The sequence below is a fragment of the Vibrio sp. M250220 genome (genome assembly GCF_036533795.1).
Taxonomy (GTDB): domain Bacteria; phylum Pseudomonadota; class Gammaproteobacteria; order Enterobacterales; family Vibrionaceae; genus Vibrio.
The window spans coordinates 13,991-34,295 of sequence record NZ_JATABI010000032.1; the positions used below are offsets into that span (position 1 = coordinate 13,991).

Consider the following 20,305-nt stretch of genomic DNA (forward strand, 5'->3'; position numbering starts at 1 on the left):
GCCTACTCATCATAGTTAACTATGGGTTTATTAAGTTTGAGCGATTTCTCGCGAGCACGTAGGTCATTCCATAGGCTTAACCTCGATGATTCCCCCGCGAGTTGTCCGTTTTTCGACTTCATTAACCACAAGTTCTTACCGTTAAAACTGTAGATAGGTAACAGATCTCGTCGCGTTGAAGCTGGTTTTATTTCTGGGTTAATATTGTCTAACAGTATGGGCTCTGCACTTGGCTTTGAGTAGTAGGCGAGCACCATATGGAATTGATTCAGTTCGATAGCTTTTACGTACACTAAGCGTAATTTTTTGTCGGAAACGCCAAGTTCTAGCAGGGAGAAATATTTAGCGATGGTAAAGTCTTCACAATCCCCCGCATTACTGCCAAGAAATTCGAGGGGTGTTGCCCAATAATCATTTTGTCCCCACAAGTTAATGTCATTGACAAAATTGAGTTGGTTGAAGAAATTGTTGACCTTAGTCAGTTTCTGACGCTCAGACAGCGATTTGTATTGAGACATCTCTTTGCGCCATGTCTCAACGCGTCTCCCTGCGCGCTCGCCGTAAGTTTTACGCACAGCATCAATCCAACGTTGCTCTTGAGTGTTAAGAGCAAACGAGGTGGTTGATGCCAGCAAAAGTAGTGTGACTACTAATGCTGACTTCAATATGAAGCGAGCTTTCAAGCGTGCATCCCTACGTAATTGACCATACATCTATTCCTTTAGCGCGTTGTTTTGGGCGCTGAGTATCGGCTTGAGCAGATATTCAAGGATGGTGCGTTTACCAGTAATAATGTCTACCGAAGCCGTCATACCAGGTATGATTGGCAAGGTGTTATCTTTGTCAAGACTGGTTTCTTTAGTACGAATACGAACCAGATAAAAGCTGTTGCCCTCTTCATCAGTGGTGGTATCTGCACTGATGTGTTCCAAGGTGCCTTCTAGACCACCGTATTTAGTGAAATCATAGGCACTAAACTTAACGATGGTGTGTAACTCTGGACGTAGAAACGCAATATCTTGTGGAGCAATCTTTGCTTCAACCAGCAAGGTATCTTCGCTCGGGACAATTTCAACAATATCCATACCTGGTTGAATAACGCCACCGACGGTATTGACGTTGAGTGTTTTTACTGTACCCGTGACAGGTGAGGTCACGACTGTACGGTTTACTCTATCTTCAAGTCCAACCGTTGACTCCGTCATCGACGATAACTTGTCTTGTGCTTGGTTGAGTTTCTCTTGTTGCTCAGAGCGGAACTTCTGCGCAGCGTCGATGCGGCTCAACATCGCTTCTCGAATTGCTGATTTAAGCACCGGCATTTTTAGCTCACTTGAAGTTAACTCACGTTGAGTATCGTTGACTTGGCGTTGAAGCTTGAGCAACTCAATACGCGGTACAACCCCTTCATCCGCGAGAGGCTGGGTAATTTCCAGCTCTTTTTTTGCAAAGCGGTAGCTTTCACGCAGGTTTTTAATTCGTGCCTGAATTTCAACCAGATCCTGTTGTTTCTGCTTTACCTGTTGGTCAATCAGTGAGATTTGGTTACGAAGATTATTAAGATCTTGGCGATATTCAGCGCGCTGACGTGCAACCAAGTCTGGTTGCAGTTCACTTAAAGTGGGTGGGAAAGCAAGTTTATTAAAATTCAATTGGACGTTTTTTTGCCAATTATTTTCGTTGAACTCCTCATCGATATCGACACTGGTGATTGAGGCTGAAAGTTGCAGAACGCTTGCGGTTAAGTTGGCAACCTGTTGCTCTCGTTCACGGTAGTCTGAGCGGAATCGAGTATCATCGATAAGCAATAGCTGCTGACCTTTCTCAACCGTTTGTCCTTCGCGAACCAAGATCTCTTTTACCAGACCTCCTTCAAGGTTTTGTACGACCTGAACTTGTGATGATGGCACAACTTTGCCTTGACCGACGGTCACTTTATCGATCTCTGCCCATGATGCCCATAGAATGGCAAACACGAAAAAGACCACCATTACCCACAGCATGATGCGAGCGCTGCTTGGCGTATTTAGCAATAGAGCGGCTGTTTTATCGTCAACGTAATCCAGCTCGTCAGGAGTAAGCTTGTTGTAACTGCTCTTACTCATTGGTGATCCTTGTAAAATGGTGTTATTTGATTGATTTTATTATTCATTGTCTAAAATGTTAAGGATTTGCTGTCAGTTTTGTTCCCCTAATTGATATATAGCGATGTTTTAATAGCTAGTTTGTATAGAGTGTAGCGTTATCCATCGTGCTAGGCTTGAGTTCTTGTAATTAAGGGCGCACAATCGACAAAAAAATTCGCCAAGGAGAAAAGATGGAACTTGAAGATATTCGCCGTGAGTACACCAAAGGTGGCTTGCGCAGAAAAGACTTGCTAGCGGACCCGATTGCCCAATTCGATTTATGGCTTCAGCAAGCGATCGACGCTAAGCTGACTGATCCAACGGCAATGACGGTCGCAACGGTGGATGCATCAGGGCAACCTTTCCAACGAATTGTGTTACTAAAAGATGTCAATCAAGATGGTTTCGTTTTTTATACCAACCTTGGTAGCCGTAAAGCCCAGCAGATTGAAGCGAACGCAAAAGTTAGCCTGCATTTCCCTTGGCATCCTCTCGAGCGTCAAGTGCATATTACGGGTGTGGCTGAAAAGCTATCTGCTGTCGAAAACATGAAGTACTTCTCTTCTCGTCCCAAAGCAAGTCAGTTGGCGGCAATCGCCAGTAAGCAAAGTAGCCGTATTAGTGCTCGTGGCGTGTTAGAAGGTAAGTTTCTAGAGCTCAAACAAAAGTTTGAAAAAGGCGAAATCCCTGTACCGAGTTTCTGGGGCGGATTTCGAATTAAGCCGCAAAGTATCGAATTTTGGCAGGGCGGTGAGCATCGCCTTCACGACCGCTTCTTGTTTTCAAAACAAGCTGAAGAGTGGCATATTGACCGCTTAGCACCATAAAAAAATACGCCGCTTTATGCGGCGTATTCATTATCTAGGGCGACAGACAGCTGTCTTTTTAATAGCGTCTTAGGTATGTGAGACCCATATCCCTGCTCTAAAGCCATATCGATCAATTGTGCTTTAGAGTGAGCGCCAAACTTTACTCGCAGTCTCGCGACATAGCTTTCTAATGTCTTTATCGAGATGTTCATGATTGTGGCGATGTAGTGGGGTTTCTTACCATAGAGCAGTAAAAACAGCGCTTCTGATTCTCGGTTAGTCAGTTTGAGATCAAAGCGTGTTGTCGTCGGTGTTTCAGCGATAAGATTACTTTCAGGCGGTAAACCTGTCGCGCGACATATCCAGTGACCCACTTCTAGAATTGCGGTATCAGACAACTCTTGCCCATAAAAAATGGTCCCTTGAATCTTTTCTGAATCATCTAGCCATGGGATTTTGGTAAATAAATGCGCACGCCAACTGCCATCTGGGTATGGGTGAATATCGAGAACTCTCAAGGACGTATTGTTTTCAATGACATACCGATCTTGTTTAACAAAATCAGCAGCGCAGTGAGATGTGGGACTGGGCATTTGAAAGTCGGTAAGGCCAATACAATCTTGTGACTTCTCGAAACCGATCAGTTTGGCATAAGCAGTGTTAGCATAAACAAAGACAGAGTTGAGGTCTTTGCATCCCCAGAAACCGGGGAGTTGACGGAATAAAGAGACTTGCTGCTCGTTCACTTAAAAAAACTTCTTACTAAACAGAGTGAGTATGATACCAAAGTCACATGTGCTGTACGATAAAAAATGCCAGGCACCGTAGGATGACTGGCAAACACAAGATAAATCTTGTCGACGTGTAGAAGAGGTTCTATGCACTCAGTAAATTACTGAGCATAGACATATCAATTGATACCGAGGAGGATGGATAAATCCAACTCGGTAATGATTGTATCTGAAGAGAATAAGATAAAAAGGGGGGAAATCCCCCCCCCTAATATAACTAGTTAATGTCTCTAACGACTCGGAAACCTAAGTAGTTAGCGGCAGAGAATGGTGAAAGGTATAGCTGCTTGTCTGCTGCAGCCATATCTGGTGAGAAGTTCCACGCACCGCCTTTAGCAATACCTCTCGGGCTGCTTGTCCACTGCCAAACATTGCCGACCGCATCATAAACGCCTAACTGATTAGGTTTGAAAGCGCTAACGGGCGCAGTGCTTTGGTTTGACCAAGGAGTGCCACTCCAGCCAGTGTTTGCTTCACCTGGTGCAAATTCATTACCCCACCAGTATTTATCTTGGCTGCCAGCACGTGCCGCAATTTCCCACTCTTCTTCTGTTGGTAGGCGGTAAGAAGCGCCGGTCTGCTTACGCAACCAATTAGTGTAAGAGACGGCATCGTTTTGGCTCACACACACAACCGGTGAATTAGGCGATTGTTTGAACCCAGGATCTCGCCAACTGCTGTTTGGAATTGGTGTTACTTCGCCTTGAGCTAGCGTGGTACAGGTGTTTTTTAGCTCGGCATCGGTTTGGTAATTGGTTTGTTCAACGAAGGTTGCAAATTGACTGACGGTGACAGGTGTCGCGCCAATACCGAAAGCATGATCAAGTGAAACTTGGTTAGAAGCCTTCTCTCCAGTGTAGTAAATACCTTGGAGAATGGTGATCAATTCCGGTGCGTGACCGCTGCTTGCCAAGCCATCAGCAAATTTAGCACCAGCGCGTAGCGGGTTGGCTTTTTCAGTCAGTACCGCACGTAAAGACGTATCCGCGTTAACGGAAAGTTGTTGGCTGTATGACTTGTAGCCTTCTTTCTCAATTGTAATGTCGTGGATACCTATTGGTAGCATGATTTCTACAGGAGTACTGCCATAAGAAACGCCATCGATCGTTACGCTGTCGTTGTATTGGTTAGAGCGAATAGCGAGTGTGACCCAAGCGATCTCTTGGAACTGCTGATTTCCTGCTGCTCCAGGCGCAAAACAGTATTGACTATCGATTTGCAGAAGCTCACAGGCTACTTTTGCTTTAGGACGAGCCTCAAGCTCTACATCCATTAGTGTTCGGTAACGAATACCATCGTAGAAGCCCTGTTCGGTGGTAATGTGTTTGACAACGTGGATGTTAAGAGCGACATCATTGATATTGCGCTTGACCAGTGAACTTTCGCTGGTTTGTTCAACAATCTCACCGCGAAATTGCTTAACCGCTTTCTGCAAAGCTAGCTCTTTGGTTTGCTGATCACATTGCGCCAAAGTTAAAGAGGCTTGGCAGCGGTTAGTGAAACTGACCGAAATTTTCTGTGGCTGTTCCAGTTCAAGTTTGAGCTGTTCGACTCTGGCACGAAGTTTTTGTTCGTCCAATTCTGCAATAGCAAGCTTAATTGCATCGGCTTCTGCTTTACGAGTAGCGAGATTCGCTCGCTCTTCCTCAAGCTTTTGTTCAGCGTCAAGACGTGCCTTTTGATTTTGCTTCACTGACGACCAAGCATCTTGATAGGCCTTCTGAGATGCAGCTAGGTCAACATTGGGATCATCAATCATACGTTGATAATCCATTTCAAGCTTATTCTTGGCACTCGCAAACGACTTATCAAGGGATTTGGCCGTTTGTTGCAGAGACTTTAATTCGGCTTGCTGCTTATTAAACAGAGCTTGCTGCTCGTCTGAGGCTTTTTGTGCAGACGTTAACTCATCGTGTTTGCTAAAAAGCTTATCGTCGATCTGAATGACCGACATCTTCGCTTCCTGTGCGGAAGCGGGAGATATAAGCAAACAAGGAGATAATGCTAATAAAAGGATTGATAAACCTGGACGCATCGTCTTTCTTCTACATCTAATTATTGATTAATTGGGTATTTTAAACGAAAACGCCATCTTGTCTTAAGTTATCTGTTGATAACTTAGGGTCAAAATGGCGTTTTAGCTCATCTTTGTGAATCCGGTAGGTTTTTTTAGCCGTTATCCATTTGGACGTAGCTTAACCCAAACTGTGTCATTTGCATTGACAGTGATCACGCGATTGTATGTCTGAAAACCATTTTTCGACACTGTAACTTGATGTTGGCCACGTGGTAGAACAACTTCTACTGGCGTGCTGCCATAGTTAATGCCATTGATAACTACGGAATCATCATATTGATCTGAACGAACGGTCACATTCACCCAGTTTTTGTCTTTCTTAGCGGTTTTCTCTTCTTCACTGCCTTTTAGACAGTAACGAGTTGAAACGTTAAGTAGTTTACAAGCCGCGGAGGCCTCTGGACGCGCCTGCAATTGCAATTGCAATTGAGTGAAGTAGCTATTGTTGCCTTCAAAACCAGAGCGGATGAGCTGGCTCTCTTGAACATGAACTTTCAACTGAACGCCTTTGGCATTTTGCTTTGCTAGGTTTGACTCCGTCAAACGATCCATCAGTTTTGCTTTGAACGCTTTGACGGCTTTCTGTTTAGTCAGGTATTGACCCTGGCTAGCACACTCGCCCAAAGTCATGGTCGATGAACAAGTTGTTTTGTAACTTGTTTCGAGTACATCACTTTCGCGTAGCTCAGCAGAAATACGTTTTACACGCGCTTCCACTTTCTGCTCTTGTAAGTAAGAAAGCTCAGAAGTTAGACGGGCTTGCTTCTGTTTTACTTGTGAGAGGCGCATTTCACTTTCAGTTATCGCTTGTTGGTTTTCCAATAGTGCAGACTGGTTATCTTTCACTTCAGTCCACACATCTAGGTAAGCTTTCTGGAATGAAACTAGGTCAATATCTGGATCATCTAAAAGACGGTTATACTGTTTGTCCAGAGCTGACTTAGTGCGATTGCGCTTTGCATTGAGTTCTTCCTCATTGCGTTTCAGCTTAGTTCTATCATTCTGAAGTTGCTGGAGACGATCAGCTTCAGAGTTAAACTCCGCAGCCATCGTGCCCATTTCTGCTTCTTTATTTTCTAACTTAACTTCGATTTCAGAAACAGGGTCACCCTGTACATTTTCTTCTGCGAAAATCGAAGTCGAAACCCAAAGAGGGCTTAGCGCAAGCAAAAGCGCTGGCATGCGACGTATGATCATAAGTCCCTGCAACAATTAACGTTTAATAACCAATAAAAAAATAGTCAAACTTAGTGCATATCAATCAAATAGTGCACTTTATATAGAAAAAAGACAAACTTTTGGCAATCCATTGCATAAGGTGCCTTGAAAAGGTCTATTTCTTCCTTCTATTCACTCTAGATAATAGAGCGAATTACCTAAGCTTATCATAAATCGAGATAAAATTAGGTAGTACATCATCCATTTTGGGCTGATTGAAGAAATATGCAAGTAAAGATTCTCGATCAAGAATAACGAAAATCGATAGAAGTGACATAAGCCGTAATTTATGTGCACTTGATCATTCTTCCAGCACGACAAATGACCAGATTTTCAGTAGTTCACTCTGTTCATTTTCTGTTTGTTGACGATGGTAAATGCAACCATTTTTATAATCAAACAATACAATTTTCGAGTTGCGTCACTTCTGGTATATCATGGCTTATCGAACATGTAATTTGACTGTGTGTCTCTATGTCATCATCCACTGCCAAAGAATTATCACCAAAACCAGCTCAATTGGTTACGTTGCCTTCGTATATGGAATGTCACGTGCACGACTATACTCAGGTGGTGATCGGTTTACGTGGTCAAGCGGAGTTTGAAGTTGGTGGCTACGGCAATATGGTAGGTCCTGGGCAAGGTTGCGTCGTGACATCCGGTTCAGGGCACGCATTCGGTGGTGTCGTCGGTCAATCTGATATTCTGGTACTCAATATGCCGGTTGCTTCGCAATCTGACGCTTTGATGATGCAGCGTCTTAACGAGCTTAACCAGAAAGAGACGTACTTTCAGCTCAACACTCAAATCCAGAAGCTTATCCAGATGTTAGTGGCTGAGATGCATTCTAGCCCAGATGACTTGCTGCTCAGTCGAGCTTGCAGTGATACGGTTGTGGCTTTATTACAGCGCCATATGTCGGCCTTTGAAGCGAGTCGTAAAGAATCGCGCTTCGATCTTGAAGCGATAGATCGCTATATCGAGCAGCACATGAAGCAGAGAATCTCAGTGATGCAGCTCGCAGGCAGTGTGTTCTTAGGTGAGAGTCAGTTTCACTCCTTGTTTAAAGAACAGATGGGGATTACACCTCATCAGTATGTGCTGGGCAAGCGAATCGACATGGCGAAGCAGCTAATAGAGCAGGGCAATCTCACTTTGGGACAGGTAGCTGAGTTCACCGGATTTTCAGGTCAAAGCACCTTTACTCATACTTTTTCCCGTCTCCAAGGTATTTCACCTTCTCAGTACAAGAAACGATTTGGTTAAATAAGCTAATGTAAACGATATAAAGTTTTACTTAATTGAGTGTGACTCTGTTTTTGTTTTGTTAATATTCAGAGTTTTTAGCAAAAAACTCGGAGTTTTTGACAAGTATTCTTCTCAAGCTCAAAATACACTGCATGCCATTGTAGAAAACCTGAAATGATTTCAGGTGTGAGATTGAGGAAAACGCATGTTTATAGCGAGTAATGTGTTAAACGCTGAGTTTGTCGAGCAGCCGCTTGATAAACTTTGGTCGTTGATCTCGCCACTTTATATGGTGGACGAATCACAATGGCTTAAGCAACTACTGCCATTAGCAACACCCACTGAGTCAGAGAAAGAGCAGATTGCCATCAAAACGACGGATTTGATCAATACGATTCGTGCTGACAAAAAGTCCATTCAGATGATTGACGCTCTGTTACTGGAGTATAGCCTTGATACTCAAGAAGGTATTCTGCTGATGTGTCTTGCTGAGGCTTTGATGCGTATTCCTGACGCTGCGACAGCCGATGCTTTAATCCGTGACAAGCTCACTGTGGCAGATTGGAAATCACACCTGAAAAATTCTGATTCCGTGTTTGTTAATGCGTCTACATGGGGCTTAATGCTCACAGGTAAAGTTGTTGGCCTTTCTGATAGCGAATCTCAAAGTCCGGTAAGCGCGGTTAACCGACTAGTCAACAAGATGTCTGAGCCTGTGATCCGTAAGGCGATGCATCAGGCAATGAAAGTCATGGGACACCAGTTTGTACTTGGCCGTACCATTGCCGAGGCTCAAAAAAACGGTCGTCACATGCGTGATAAGGGCTTCACTTACTCTTATGATATGCTAGGCGAAGCGGCACTTACCACCGCTGACGCAAATAAGTACTTCAAAGATTACTTAATGGCAATCGAAGCGGTAGGCCGTGATGACTATGCTGCAGATGTGAGTCCAGCGCCTTCTGTGTCGATTAAGCTTTCAGCACTTCATCCTCGCTATGAGGTTGCGAATGAACAACGTGTTCTGACAGAACTTTACGATACCTTACAGCAATTGCTGCGTCGAGCGGTTGAGCTTGACGTCGCGATTACCATTGATGCTGAAGAAGCAGACCGCCTAGAGCTGTCCCTCAAATTGTTCGAAAAAGTGTACCGAAGTGAATTGGTCAAGGGCTGGGGTAAGTTTGGTCTAGTGGTGCAGGCTTACTCTAAGCGAGCGCTTCCTGTTTTGGTTTGGCTAAATGGCTTAGCGAAGCAGCAGGGAGATATGATTCCTCTGCGTCTTGTAAAAGGTGCTTACTGGGATAGTGAGATCAAATGGTCACAGCAGGCTGGTTATACTAACTACCCTGTTTATACGCGCAAAGAAGCGACAGATGTGGCTTACTTAGCTTGTGCTCGATTCCTTTTGAGTCAACATGTTCGTGGTAATATTTTCCCGCAATTTGCTAGCCACAATGCTCAGACAGTCACATCGATTGCAGTGATGGCTCAGCATAAAGATTTCGAATTCCAGCGTCTGCATGGCATGGGCGATTCGCTGTACAACCATGCGATGTCGGCCTACCAACAATCCGTGCGCATTTATGCACCGGTTGGTAGCCACAAAGATCTGCTGCCATATCTTGTTCGCCGCTTACTGGAAAATGGTGCAAACAGCTCATTTGTTCATCGCTTGGTCGATGCTCGTTGCCCTGTTGAAACACTGACACAGCATCCAGTAGATATGCTTAATGCGTTTGATTCTTTCTCCAACACAAGCATTCCTCTTCCAACCAACGTGTTTAACGAGCGCAAGAACTCTTTGGGTATCAACATTGATATCGAGAGCGAAGCTAAGCCGTTTGAATATGAAGTAGAGAGTTTTCTAAGTAAGCAGTGGCTAGCGGGCCCGATCATCAATGGCAACATGTTTGCCGAAAGCATGATCAAGGAAAACATCAACACTGAACAAGTCACCGCTCCTTACGACCGTCGTATTCAAGTAGGTCAGGTTGCGTTCGCTACGCTTGAGCATGTTTCGGCAGCGATTGAAGGTGCTGAGCAGGCCTTCCCTGCATGGCAAGCATCACCAAAAGCTCAGCGAGCAGAGAAGCTAGAGGCTCTCGCTGATCTGTTGGAAGAGAATCTCGCAGAGCTTGTCGCGATTTGTCACCAGGAAGCAGGTAAAACGATTCATGACAGTATCGATGAAGTGCGTGAAGCGGTTGATTTCTGTCGTTACTACGCTAAGCAAGTGGACGCGTTAGGTGAACTAACCATTAATGGTTTTGATGGGCAGATTCGTCAAGTGTCTCGTCAAGGTCGTGGTGTTTTCGTTTGTATTAGCCCTTGGAACTTCCCTCTGGCCATTTTCCTTGGCCAAGTGACAGCCGCTTTGGTTGCAGGAAATACAGTCGTGGCAAAACCAGCAGAACAGACCAGCTTAATCGCGGCTCGTGCGGTTGAACTGATGCTCGACGCAGGATTCCAAGCAGGGACGATTCAGCTATTAACAGGCCGTGGCGCTGAAATTGGCTCGGCTCTGACGTCACACCCAGCCATCGCAGGTGTCGCTTTCACTGGTTCAACAGCGACGGCGCAGCGCATTAACCAAACATTAGCAGAACGTGACGCCGCTCCAGTGCCTTTGATTGCGGAGACGGGTGGTCAGAACGCAATGATTGTTGACAGTACAGCATTACCTGAGCAAGTGGTGAGAGATGTGATTCGCTCTGCGTTTGCCTCTGCGGGTCAGCGCTGTAGTGCACTGCGTGTTCTATACGTTCAAGAAGATATTGCTGATCGCATTGTTGCTCTGATCCAGGGGGCGATGGAGGAGTTAAGCGTTGGTAAACCTTATCTTCACTCGACAGATGTTGGTCCGGTTATCGACGTCAATGCGAAGAGCAAGTTGTTAAAGCATATCGAGTTTATGACTGAAACAGAGAAAAAAGTCGCTCAACTGGTGCTTACGGATGAGCATGAAAACGGTGACTTCGTTGCTCCTTCAGCCTTTGAAATCCGTGATATTTCTTGTCTTAAAGAAGAACAGTTTGGCCCGATCTTGCACATCGTTCGATTCAAAGCAAGTGAGCTCACTCAGGTGGTTGAGCAGATAAACAATACCGGTTTTGGCCTAACCATGGGTATCCATAGCCGAAATGAAACCACTTACCGCTGGATTGAAAAACATGCTCGTGTTGGCAACTGCTACATCAACCGTGATCAAGTTGGCGCGGTGGTAGGAGTGCAGCCATTTGGTGGTCAAGGCCTATCAGGTACTGGACCAAAAGCGGGTGGTCCACATTATCTTTACCGTTTTACGCAAACACAGTTTTGTTAATCGAGTGAGCAAGGAGAAGTAATTATGGTTCATCAAGTAACTTGTTTTTCTGACGCTTTCTCTGCTTGGGAAAACTGGAATTTAACTAATTTTGATTCTAAAAGTGAGTGCCTACTCGCTTTTAAACAGGCTTTACAACAAGTTCAGCCTGAGTTGGCTTCGGTCGTTTCGTACCATATTGATCAAGCGTCGGCATTAATTGCTGATACCCATAGTCTGGCCGGCCCTACAGGCGAAACCAACGAACTTTACACCGCGGGTCGTGGTGTGGCTCTTGTTATTCAGGATGATGTTCAAGAGCAAGCGAAGCTATCCGTCGTTGCGCAACTAACGGCTGCGCTGATCGCGGGTAATAGTGTCATCTTATGCAGTGATGATGCGGAGCTTTGCCAAGTGTTAGAGGCTGCCTATGTTCAGTCTTCACTTCCAACTCACCTTGTCCAGTTTGCCGCATATGATGCTTATCATCAGTTGCTCGAGTCGGACGTGCGAAGCATTGGTTATGTTGGAAGTCCAGAGGTGGAAAGGACGATTAACCGCCAACTGGCTAAACGTTCGGGCGCAATTGTAAGCCTGACGTCTGAAACGGATCTTGTGAGCATTCCTGTTGCCCACGATCCTCATTTGGCGCTCCGTTTTATTACTGAGCGTACAAGAACAATAAATATAACAGCAGTGGGTGGCAATGCGACCTTGCTAGAGCTCGGAAACGAAGCCCACTAAACTTCATTGATTTGCCCTCGTATTGAGGGCATTCAGGGAAGGCGACCTTTCAAAAGAGGACAAATCACATGGAAAATAGCTTTGCTATTACAACCACGTTTATTGCGTATCTGGTGTTGATGCTTGCCATTGGTGTCATCGCATACCAGCGTACAAAAAATTCAAGCGACTACTTTCTTGGTGGTCGTTCATTAGGCCCTTGGCCGGCGGCGCTTTCTGCAGGTGCATCGGATATGAGTGGTTGGCTTCTGCTTGGTCTGCCGGGTTATGCGTACGCAGCAGGCATCGAAGCATTTTGGCTAGCGGGCGGTCTACTGGTAGGCACATGGTTGAACTGGTTAATTAATGCTAAACGTCTTCGTACTTACAGTATCACGACTGACGCACTGACTTTACCAGAATTTCTATCTCGTCGTTTTAACGATAAATCTAAACTGATTCAGGTTATTTCTGCTTTCTTTATTCTTTTATTCTTCCTTTTCTACACCAGTTCAGGCTTGGTTGCAGGCGGAAAATTATTTGAAACAGTCTTTGGCCTAGATTACTCCACGGCAGTAATCATTGGCACCGTTTGCGTCGTCTCTTACACGTTATTCGGTGGCTTCCTGGCGGTATCTTGGACTGACTTAGTGCAAGGTCTGCTGATGGCAGCGGCACTGATGATCGTTCCAATTACTGCGTTGGAAGGTGGTTTCGGTCAGCTTGGCAATGATCTTGCCGCGATTAACCCTGAGCTATTAACGCTATGGAATGACTCTAAAGGTGAACCGCTTTCTGCGATTGCGATTATCTCTCTGGTGGCTTGGGGCCTAGGTTACTTTGGTCAGCCACATATCCTGGCGCGTTTCAAAGCATCTCGCTCAAATAAAGATCTGACAACGGCTCGTCGTATTGCGGTGATCTGGACTGCGCTATCAATGGCAGGTGCGATTCTAGTAGGTCTAGTTGGCTTAGTCTATGTGACAAACTCTGGTGTAAGCATTGATGATGGCGAGAAGATCTTTATGCTTCTGGTGAACTCTCTGTTCCACCCTGTTATTGCCGGTATCCTACTTGCTGCAATTCTAGCTGCGGTAATGAGTACTGCGGATTCTCAGTTACTGGTTTCCTCTTCAGCGTTGGCAGAAGATTTTTACAAGCAAGTGTTTAAGAAAGACGCGAGCTCAGAAGAGATTGTTATGGTTGGTCGTATTGCCGTCGTTGGCATCTCAGTTGTTGCGCTAGTTTTAGCGATGACACCTGATAGCTCAGTGCTTGGCTTGGTTTCTTACGCATGGGCTGGTTTTGGTGCTGCATTTGGTCCTGCGCTAATCCTTAGCCTTTACTGGGAAAGAATGAACCGCAATGGTGCACTTGCGGGTATTGTGGTTGGCGGTGTGACTATCGTTATTTGGAAGCAGTTATCAGGTGGCTGGTTCGACGTGTATGAAATTGTCCCTGGTATCATTTTCTCGACTCTTGCTATTGTTGGTGTAAGTTTAACGACTGGCGAGCCGGAAGAGGCTGTGAAAGCGCAGCACAAAACGTTCAAAAAGCACTTAGCTGAACTGGACTAATTGATATTGGTTCGAGTGAAAAGCCCCTAAATTTAGGGGCTTTTTTGTTGTCTATTGACTATTTATTGAACTTGTCTCACGTTTTCTAAACTAATGTTTGAATTTAATGAACTCTAGGTTTCAAAATATGTCAGTTATCAATAACGCTAACACTTAGGACGAACGGAAATGCCTCACATGTACTGCCATTGTTGTGATAAAAAAACGGCACATAAAATTGTCATGAAGCGTTGTGAGACGCAGAATAACTCGGTAGTTAAAAATATGGCGAACTTCTTTGCCACCGTTTTCCAAGGTGACCACTATGTAAAAATGGAAAAGCAGGCCTTTTGCAGGGTCTGCAATAGCCAAACAGAAGTTGTGACCGCACAAGACGCTTTTTCTGACGCAAAAATCGCATAACCTTCACATAATTTATCGCTAACTCAACGATCGCTATCTGTGGCTCGGTGCTTTTGTTTTAGAATACCTTCAGCATCTATAACAACTTAATGAGCCGTTAATGGATTTAGATAGAATTGATCGTGAGATCCTGCGCGCCTTGAATCTGAAAGGCCGACTTCCTATTGTTGAACTCGCCAAGCAAGTTAACTTAACCACCTCTCCTTGTTCTGATCGGGTAAAAAGATTGGAGAAAGAAGGTTATATTACGGGCTACCATGCTGAGCTAAATCCAGAAAAGCTGGGCTTGGATGTACAAGTGTTCATTCATATTCGTTTGGATCAAACCAGTTTTTCAATATTTGAAAAGTTTGCTCAAGCTGTGGCGGATATGCCGGAAATTGAAGAGTGTTATTCGCTATCAGGTGACTTCGATACCATGATTAAGGTGCGTGTTAAGGATATGAAAGCGTACCAGAACTTTATGTCGACCAAATTAGGAACCTTGCCTGGCGTGATACAAACTCGCAGTGAAGTGGTTATTGAAGAGCATAAGACCAGCTTTGGCGTTAATGCAGATCTCATATCGAAACTATAAAAAAAGGAAGCTTACCGCTTCCTTTTTCAATTTTAGGCAATAAAGGATGAAATTATGCCAATAATGCCACCAAAGATCCCGCCCCAAACGACCAACCAGCCTAGGTGTTCTTTGATCATTCTCTGAACGATTTCCTTAACCAGTTTGGGCGTGAGTTCATTGAGGCGCTGATCGATGATGTTCTCAACGTTAGTGCGTATTTCATCCATCATCGCTGGGGCTTCAAACTGTTCTTTTAAGGCATCTTTGATGGTGTCGCTCTGACTCATGTCGACAATCGCTAGTTTCATTTTCTCGACAAAAGGTTGTTTCATAGGTTGGAGCGCATCTGTGCCACCAAACATCGCCAGCATACCACCAAATTGAGAGTTGGCGATGACGTCAACGAGTGAGTCAAACGTTGGGTTAAAATCTATCTTTTCAATCACAGGCTCAAGGTTAAGGGACTTGCCGCCAGCCATTTCCTTGCTTAAGAACTTGTCGATGTTTTCTTGGGTAAAAAACTGCTCCATCATCAGTGTCTTGATTGCTGATTTAAATTCTTCAAAACGCGCAGGAATAACACCGGAACCATAGAGACCAGGCACCTTTTCAAATAGCATATGAATGGCAAGCCAGTTGGTGATGGCGCCTGAAAACGCAAATAGTCCAGCGTATAAGGCAATTTGGTTGTCTGCTTGATAGCCACCTGTTAGTAAAGCGAGTGCGATAAGATTGGTTAGTAAGCTCTTGTTCATTGACAAATAAGGTGTTTATTTACGATGGAGAGGAGTATATACCAAGTCAAATATGAGATGTCACACAAATTGATTTGGCGCTCTGATGAAATCGCCAAATCGAATCTAGGATTTTGAGCTTATCGTTCTTCGGCTAATAAAATAGCTTGTTTGATGTTTTCAGGTATAGAAGCTTTGGTGTGGTGCTTAAAGTCAAACATGACGCAAGTGGCTGAACCAACGGTCGTCACTTTACCAGTGCTTTCACTTACGATCTGGTACTCCATTGTGAATCGGTCATCTTGCAAGTCAGTGACACGGGAACCAATTAACAGCGTATCTGGATAAGTGACTGGTGCTTTGTATCGACACTCGGTGTGGCTGAGCACAGGGCCTATATGGTTTTGTTTTAGGTTAACGAGCAGAATGATTTTGTTGAAGTAGTCGAGTCTTGCTGTTTCAAAGTAGCGGAAATAAACCGCGTTGTTGACGTGTTGCAAAGCGTCCATCTCGACCCTAACAGCCAGTTTATGACGCGTAATATCTAATTTAATTTAGCAATAACCCAAGAGTGCAAGCGCTATATATTGGTGCGTTGGTGCGTTTTAATAGTGCAACAATACAGGTCCAAATACCACATTGCTCTAACGGCAAGATGCCGCAAAGTGTCCAACATCAATTTGGATGCAATTTTCATCTGGTGGGAATTGCACCAATCTGATGGGTCGTTATTCTTATCCGCAGTTACTACTCTAGAGCCACATATGCCGCCTAGTAGGTGTTCTACACGATGAATCTGATTGTTAATATTCAAAAAAGTGTGCGAAAGCATGGCTTTGAGATGGCCACGAGACAAGCTTGGCGTTGTGGGGTAAAAGCCAATTTAGTTAAGCGAGTTATTGGCGTTGCTCGTGGACAAATTGTGTGTGTCGTTGAAGGTGTTCGTCCTGAACTGTCGACAGAGATAAATAACGCGCTTCACACTGATGACAAGCAGGGCAGATATGTGTTTGTCGGAGGCATTGTTTGGCTCCCCAATGATTTGCTCGCCCCCGGTTTTCCCAACTTTATGTTTATGCACGTTAGAAATCTAGGTAGCAAGCATAAATACATGACTGATGAAGAGCTGTTCTTAAATTTGGTGTAGGTAAGCGATGGTAGCGTTATTTTTTAAATGTCTGATTGGTGCCGCCGCTGTGTTGGTGATTGCACTGCTGTCCAAATCGAAGAACTTTTTTATTGCTGGTTTAGTACCGCTGTTTCCAAGCTTTGCTTTGATCGCGCATTACATTGTCGGCTCAGAGCGGAATATGGAAGATTTACGAGCCACAGCCTTGTTTGGCCTCTACTCACTGCTCCCTTATGCTAGCTATCTGTTAACCGTCTACTATTTCAGCTATCGCTTTAGTTTGGTTCAAACCCTAAGTATGGCTACCGCCGTTTGGGTTGTGTCAGCGATGATGTTGCTCGTAATTTGGACCAGAGCTTTAGCGGTCAGTTAGAAGAAAGCCTAGAGTTCGACTCTAGGCTTTTTTGTTAGAACGGATACCAGAACAATTCGGTTTCTAGATAGCGCTTAGCTACCGCCAATATGACGATGACCGTAATGGCTAGCAGGCAGAGTTTGTCCGTGTTGCCTAGTGGTCTTGAGCTATACCATGAACGGGTATTGTGGCGTCCAAATCCTCTTAACGTCATCGCGTTGGATATTTCATCTGCTCGGTCCAAGCTTGAGAAAATGAGAGGACCAAGGATCTTAGCCACGTTCTGTAGGCGCTGCACTAGAGGTGTGTTTTTTGATATATCAAGGCCACGGGCCTGTTGAGCGTGCATGATATTGACGAAATCGTTCTTGACCTCAGGAAGGTAGCGCAGTGTCAGACTGACGGCATACGCAATCTTGTACGGTACGCCAATGCGGTTCAAGCTGGCTGCAAACTCTGTCGGGTGAGTAGTAAAGACAAATACCAAGGCAATTGGGAACATGCTGAAGTATTTGAGAGTGACCGTAACCAAATAGAACAGAGTCTCTTGAGTTAGCGAATAGTGGCCAGGCAGATTAAACACAACAGTACTTGATCCAATGTATTCACTGCCTTGTTGGGGAGCCAACAAAAACATAAATAGTGCGTTGAGTGTTAAGACACTGGCTGTACCAATGAGCAAAGGTTTGTAAACTTTGAAAGGTACTTTAGTGATTTTTAGTAAGTACAGGCCTGCCACAATCAGTAAACCAATCAATCGGATATCGAAAGTGGTCAGTACCACAGTGACCCAAGCCATAAATAAGGCGAACTTGGTAATGCCATTTAGTACATGCAAAGGCGACTTGGTATCGACATAACTGATACCAAACTTCATTTTAGAAGCTTTCATGCTGCGTGATTCTCTAGTTGGATGAAGTACTGCATAAACGCATTGATATCGGCGACATCTAAACGCTCTGCCAGATCATATAGGCTAGTGGTGGTTAGATTGGCTTTGTCGAGTAGCTCGGGCTGGCTGAAAACTTTAGTCATCGGCGCATCTGCTATCAAGCGGCTGTCAGAAATAACAATTGAGCGGTCAGTGTATTCGAGCACAAGATGCATATCGTGGGATATGATCATGACAGTAATACCCAACTGCGAATTTAGTTTGCGAACAAAGTTCAGCATAGAGGTGTAGTTGCGATAATCCTGTCCTGCGGTAGGTTCATCAAGAATCAGCAGCTTAGGCTCTAAAGCAAGGATTGAAGCGATGGTCACACGCTTTTTTTGTCCATAGCTTAGCGCTTCAATTGGCCAGTTTCGGTACTTGCTCAAACCACAGAGTTCAAGGGTATCGAGCACTTTCTTCTCAACCTTTTGTTCTGACAATCCTTTGTTGCGCAAACCAAAGGCAACTTCATCAAAGATCATGTGGTGTGAAATCATATGATTTGGGTTTTGTAACACCACACCAATTTGCTGGCTGCGCTCAAAGATAGAAAGAGTAGCAATGTCTTCTCCCTCTAAACAGATAGAACCTGAATCTGGCTCGATCACACCCATAATTAATTTGGTAAGCGTCGATTTTCCGGAACCGTTTTTGCCGAGTACAGACACAAATTCGCCGTGAGAAATAGTAAAAGAGACGTTTTCTAACGCATTCTTCTCACCGTCGTAAGAGTAGGTTAACTCGTTGATGGTAAGTAGACTATCTTCTGAGCGAGTAAGCGTTTTGGTTGGACTCTGCCAGTTGGCAAAGTGCGGCCTATAGCCAGTGATAGGCATCTCTTTAATAGAGGAGTAAGTGTCTAATTGTTCCAACGGACAATTGGCCGCTTTTAGAGCCGTTAAGTAGAGTGGTTCACGAATTCCATGAGTTTCGAGTAGAGTTGACGCCAGTAATGCGTCGGGTGTCATGTCTGCAACAATTTCTCCTTGTTGCATTAGAATGACTCGATCTACGGGGCGGTGTAGAACATCTTCTAGTCGATGCTCTATGATGATGACTGTCTTACCCGTATCACGATGCAACTGGTCAATGATCTCGATGGTTTTTCGGCTTGTCTTTGGATCCAAAGCGGCAAGTGGTTCATCAAACAGCAAAGTATCAACATCATCTACTAAAATGCCGGCAAGCGATACACGTTGTTTCTGGCCTCCAGATAGATCGTGTGGCGAACGATCAAGCATGTCACCGAGCTCTACCATTTGCGCCGTTGACTTGACGATAGGGTACATCTCGATGTTCGAGGCCAGTTGATTCTCTAATGCAAAGGCAATGTCTTCGCCTACACTCAGCCCAACGAATTGACTATCGGTGTCTTGTAACACCGTACCAATCTGCTCTGTGTATTGGTGAAGATCCAATTGAGTCGCCGCGTTGCCATTTAAAAGCAATTGACCTGAAGTCTCGCCCTTGATGGCGTGCGGGATCAGACCGTTCAAGCATTGGCCAAGTGTCGACTTTCCGCTACCACTTGGCCCGATAATGACGATTTTCTCTCCTTTCTCTATCCTTAGATTGATATGTTTAAGCGTCGGTTTATCCAGTGACTCATATCTAAAAGAGAAGTCAGAAAATTCAATGGTCATTATCGTTTAAGCCTCAGAAAGATTGCGGCTTTGTTTGTTGCGTTTTGCGACAGATTTAAGGATAAAGTAACCCACAACGGCGATCAGAACGGTGTTACCCGCAGCGATGATCGTCAACTGAGTAAAGACCTTGGTGAATGGTTCTGCGTAGAGAACGGTGTCGAGCAAGGCTGAACAGCCGTAGCCAAATACATTACCAACCAAAGCAAGGAGAACGAAGAGAATAAAATCTTTGTTATCGAAGTGGCCTTGAGAGATACGCTGTTTGGTTAAGATAGGGAAGAAACCGATCACCAAGCCGACAATGCCTGAGCCCAGAACCCAAGTTAGCCATACGCCCCAGCCAGCAAATAAATCGGTCACCCAGTGGCCGATAAATCCAACTAGGAAGCCAACGATAGGGCCAAATAGTACAGAGAAAAGAGCTAATACAGCCATTGCTGGTTTAAGTGTTGTATTGGCGAAAACTGGAATACCAAACATAGGCAGACCGCCGATACCGTAGAGTGCTGCGCCGATCGCGATGACCACGACTGTTTTTGCTGAAAAGTTCATAGATAACCTTTTGTATTACATCCTTTCATCCGTGCTTTTAGCGATGAACAACGAGCGAATGAATGGCAATGAAATTGTAAAAGAACGCAATGATAGGTGCTTTATTTGATTAAGTTTTATA

19 protein-coding genes are annotated in these 20,305 nt (G+C 44.7%); 9 read left to right on the plus strand and 10 right to left on the minus strand.

Annotated features, from left to right (window positions below):
• Positions 1-2: 2 nt before the first annotated feature.
• Complete coding sequence (locus tag QTN94_RS12120) at positions 3-713, minus strand: transglutaminase-like cysteine peptidase (RefSeq protein ID WP_426950829.1); 711 nt, start codon at positions 711-713, stop codon at positions 3-5.
• On the minus strand, positions 714-2,105 hold the full coding sequence (locus QTN94_RS12125) for an HlyD family type I secretion periplasmic adaptor subunit (RefSeq protein WP_331418173.1): 1,392 nt from the start codon (positions 2,103-2,105) through the stop codon (positions 714-716). It lies immediately after the preceding gene.
• Positions 2,106-2,317: 212 nt separating this feature from the next.
• On the opposite strand from QTN94_RS12125, the gene pdxH reads away from it, so the two are divergent.
• Entirely contained in the window at positions 2,318-2,953 is a 636-nt protein-coding gene (pdxH, locus tag QTN94_RS12130; protein ID WP_331418172.1) for a pyridoxamine 5'-phosphate oxidase, read from the plus strand.
• Between the two features lie 14 nt (positions 2,954-2,967).
• On the opposite strand, the gene QTN94_RS12135 is transcribed toward pdxH, so the two are convergent.
• The 3 genes from QTN94_RS12135 to QTN94_RS12145 all read right to left on the minus strand — a co-directional run bounded on the left by QTN94_RS12135 (position 2,968) and on the right by QTN94_RS12145 (position 7,000).
• Positions 2,968-3,681, minus strand: a complete 714-nt coding sequence (locus QTN94_RS12135) for a helix-turn-helix transcriptional regulator (RefSeq protein ID WP_331427771.1) — start codon at positions 3,679-3,681, stop codon at positions 2,968-2,970.
• Between the two features lie 262 nt (positions 3,682-3,943).
• Positions 3,944-5,761, minus strand: a complete 1,818-nt coding sequence (locus QTN94_RS12140) for an SUMF1/EgtB/PvdO family nonheme iron enzyme (RefSeq protein ID WP_331427772.1) — start codon at positions 5,759-5,761, stop codon at positions 3,944-3,946.
• 141 nt (positions 5,762-5,902) lie between these two features.
• On the minus strand, positions 5,903-7,000 hold the full coding sequence (locus QTN94_RS12145; protein ID WP_331418170.1) for a PEGA domain-containing protein: 1,098 nt from the start codon (positions 6,998-7,000) through the stop codon (positions 5,903-5,905).
• A 495-nt stretch (positions 7,001-7,495) separates the two neighbouring features.
• Between QTN94_RS12145 and QTN94_RS12150 the strand changes: the two genes are divergently transcribed.
• The 6 genes from QTN94_RS12150 (at position 7,496) to QTN94_RS12175 (ending at position 14,852) form a co-directional block, all read left to right on the plus strand.
• Positions 7,496-8,287, plus strand: a complete 792-nt coding sequence (locus tag QTN94_RS12150; RefSeq protein ID WP_331427773.1) for an AraC family transcriptional regulator — start codon at positions 7,496-7,498, stop codon at positions 8,285-8,287.
• A gap of 187 nt (positions 8,288-8,474) precedes the next feature.
• Positions 8,475-11,594 carry a bifunctional proline dehydrogenase/L-glutamate gamma-semialdehyde dehydrogenase PutA gene (gene putA, locus QTN94_RS12155; RefSeq protein WP_331427774.1) on the plus strand — a complete coding sequence of 1,040 codons (3,120 nt, stop codon included), beginning with the start codon at positions 8,475-8,477 and terminating at the stop codon, positions 11,592-11,594.
• A 24-nt stretch (positions 11,595-11,618) separates the two neighbouring features.
• Positions 11,619-12,317 carry a 1-pyrroline-5-carboxylate dehydrogenase gene (locus QTN94_RS12160; protein ID WP_331427775.1) on the plus strand — a complete coding sequence of 233 codons (699 nt, stop codon included), beginning with the start codon at positions 11,619-11,621 and terminating at the stop codon, positions 12,315-12,317.
• 68 nt (positions 12,318-12,385) lie between these two features.
• Positions 12,386-13,873, plus strand: a complete 1,488-nt coding sequence (gene putP, locus QTN94_RS12165; protein ID WP_331427776.1) for a sodium/proline symporter PutP — start codon at positions 12,386-12,388, stop codon at positions 13,871-13,873.
• Positions 13,874-14,041: 168 nt separating this feature from the next.
• The gene (locus QTN94_RS12170) at positions 14,042-14,275 is read left to right on the plus strand and encodes a hypothetical protein (RefSeq protein WP_138970882.1); all 234 of its coding nucleotides are present in this window, start codon (positions 14,042-14,044) and stop codon (positions 14,273-14,275) included.
• Positions 14,276-14,375: 100 nt separating this feature from the next.
• Entirely contained in the window at positions 14,376-14,852 is a 477-nt protein-coding gene (locus QTN94_RS12175) for an Lrp/AsnC family transcriptional regulator (protein WP_004744557.1), read from the plus strand.
• 32 nt (positions 14,853-14,884) lie between these two features.
• Here QTN94_RS12175 and QTN94_RS12180 read toward each other — a convergent pair whose 3' ends face one another.
• Positions 14,885-15,589 carry a DUF445 domain-containing protein gene (locus QTN94_RS12180; RefSeq protein ID WP_331418774.1) on the minus strand — a complete coding sequence of 235 codons (705 nt, stop codon included), beginning with the start codon at positions 15,587-15,589 and terminating at the stop codon, positions 14,885-14,887.
• 119 nt (positions 15,590-15,708) lie between these two features.
• Positions 15,709-16,077, minus strand: coding sequence for an acyl-CoA thioesterase (locus QTN94_RS12185; RefSeq protein ID WP_331418775.1), 369 nt, complete (start codon positions 16,075-16,077; stop codon positions 15,709-15,711).
• A gap of 281 nt (positions 16,078-16,358) precedes the next feature.
• Here QTN94_RS12185 and QTN94_RS12190 point away from each other — a divergent pair, with 281 nt between their 5' ends.
• Both QTN94_RS12190 and QTN94_RS12195 read left to right on the plus strand, forming a co-directional pair.
• The gene (locus QTN94_RS12190; protein WP_331427777.1) at positions 16,359-16,715 is read left to right on the plus strand and encodes an acyl-CoA synthetase; all 357 of its coding nucleotides are present in this window, start codon (positions 16,359-16,361) and stop codon (positions 16,713-16,715) included.
• A gap of 7 nt (positions 16,716-16,722) precedes the next feature.
• Positions 16,723-17,070 (plus strand): GlpM family protein, encoded by a 348-nt coding sequence (locus QTN94_RS12195; protein ID WP_331427778.1) that lies wholly within the window; start codon positions 16,723-16,725, stop codon positions 17,068-17,070.
• Between the two features lie 34 nt (positions 17,071-17,104).
• On the opposite strand, the gene QTN94_RS12200 is transcribed toward QTN94_RS12195, so the two are convergent.
• Genes QTN94_RS12200 through QTN94_RS12210 form a run of 3 tightly spaced genes read right to left on the minus strand, consistent with a single transcriptional unit; the run spans position 17,105 to position 20,184 of the window.
• Positions 17,105-17,944, minus strand: a complete 840-nt coding sequence (locus tag QTN94_RS12200; protein ID WP_331427779.1) for an energy-coupling factor transporter transmembrane component T family protein — start codon at positions 17,942-17,944, stop codon at positions 17,105-17,107.
• Entirely contained in the window at positions 17,941-19,629 is a 1,689-nt protein-coding gene (locus QTN94_RS12205; protein WP_331427780.1) for an ABC transporter ATP-binding protein, read from the minus strand. The genes QTN94_RS12200 and QTN94_RS12205 overlap by 4 nt, the downstream gene beginning before the upstream one ends.
• A gap of 6 nt (positions 19,630-19,635) precedes the next feature.
• Positions 19,636-20,184 (minus strand): ECF-type riboflavin transporter substrate-binding protein, encoded by a 549-nt coding sequence (locus QTN94_RS12210; protein ID WP_331418143.1) that lies wholly within the window; start codon positions 20,182-20,184, stop codon positions 19,636-19,638.
• Positions 20,185-20,305: the final 121 nt, after the last annotated feature.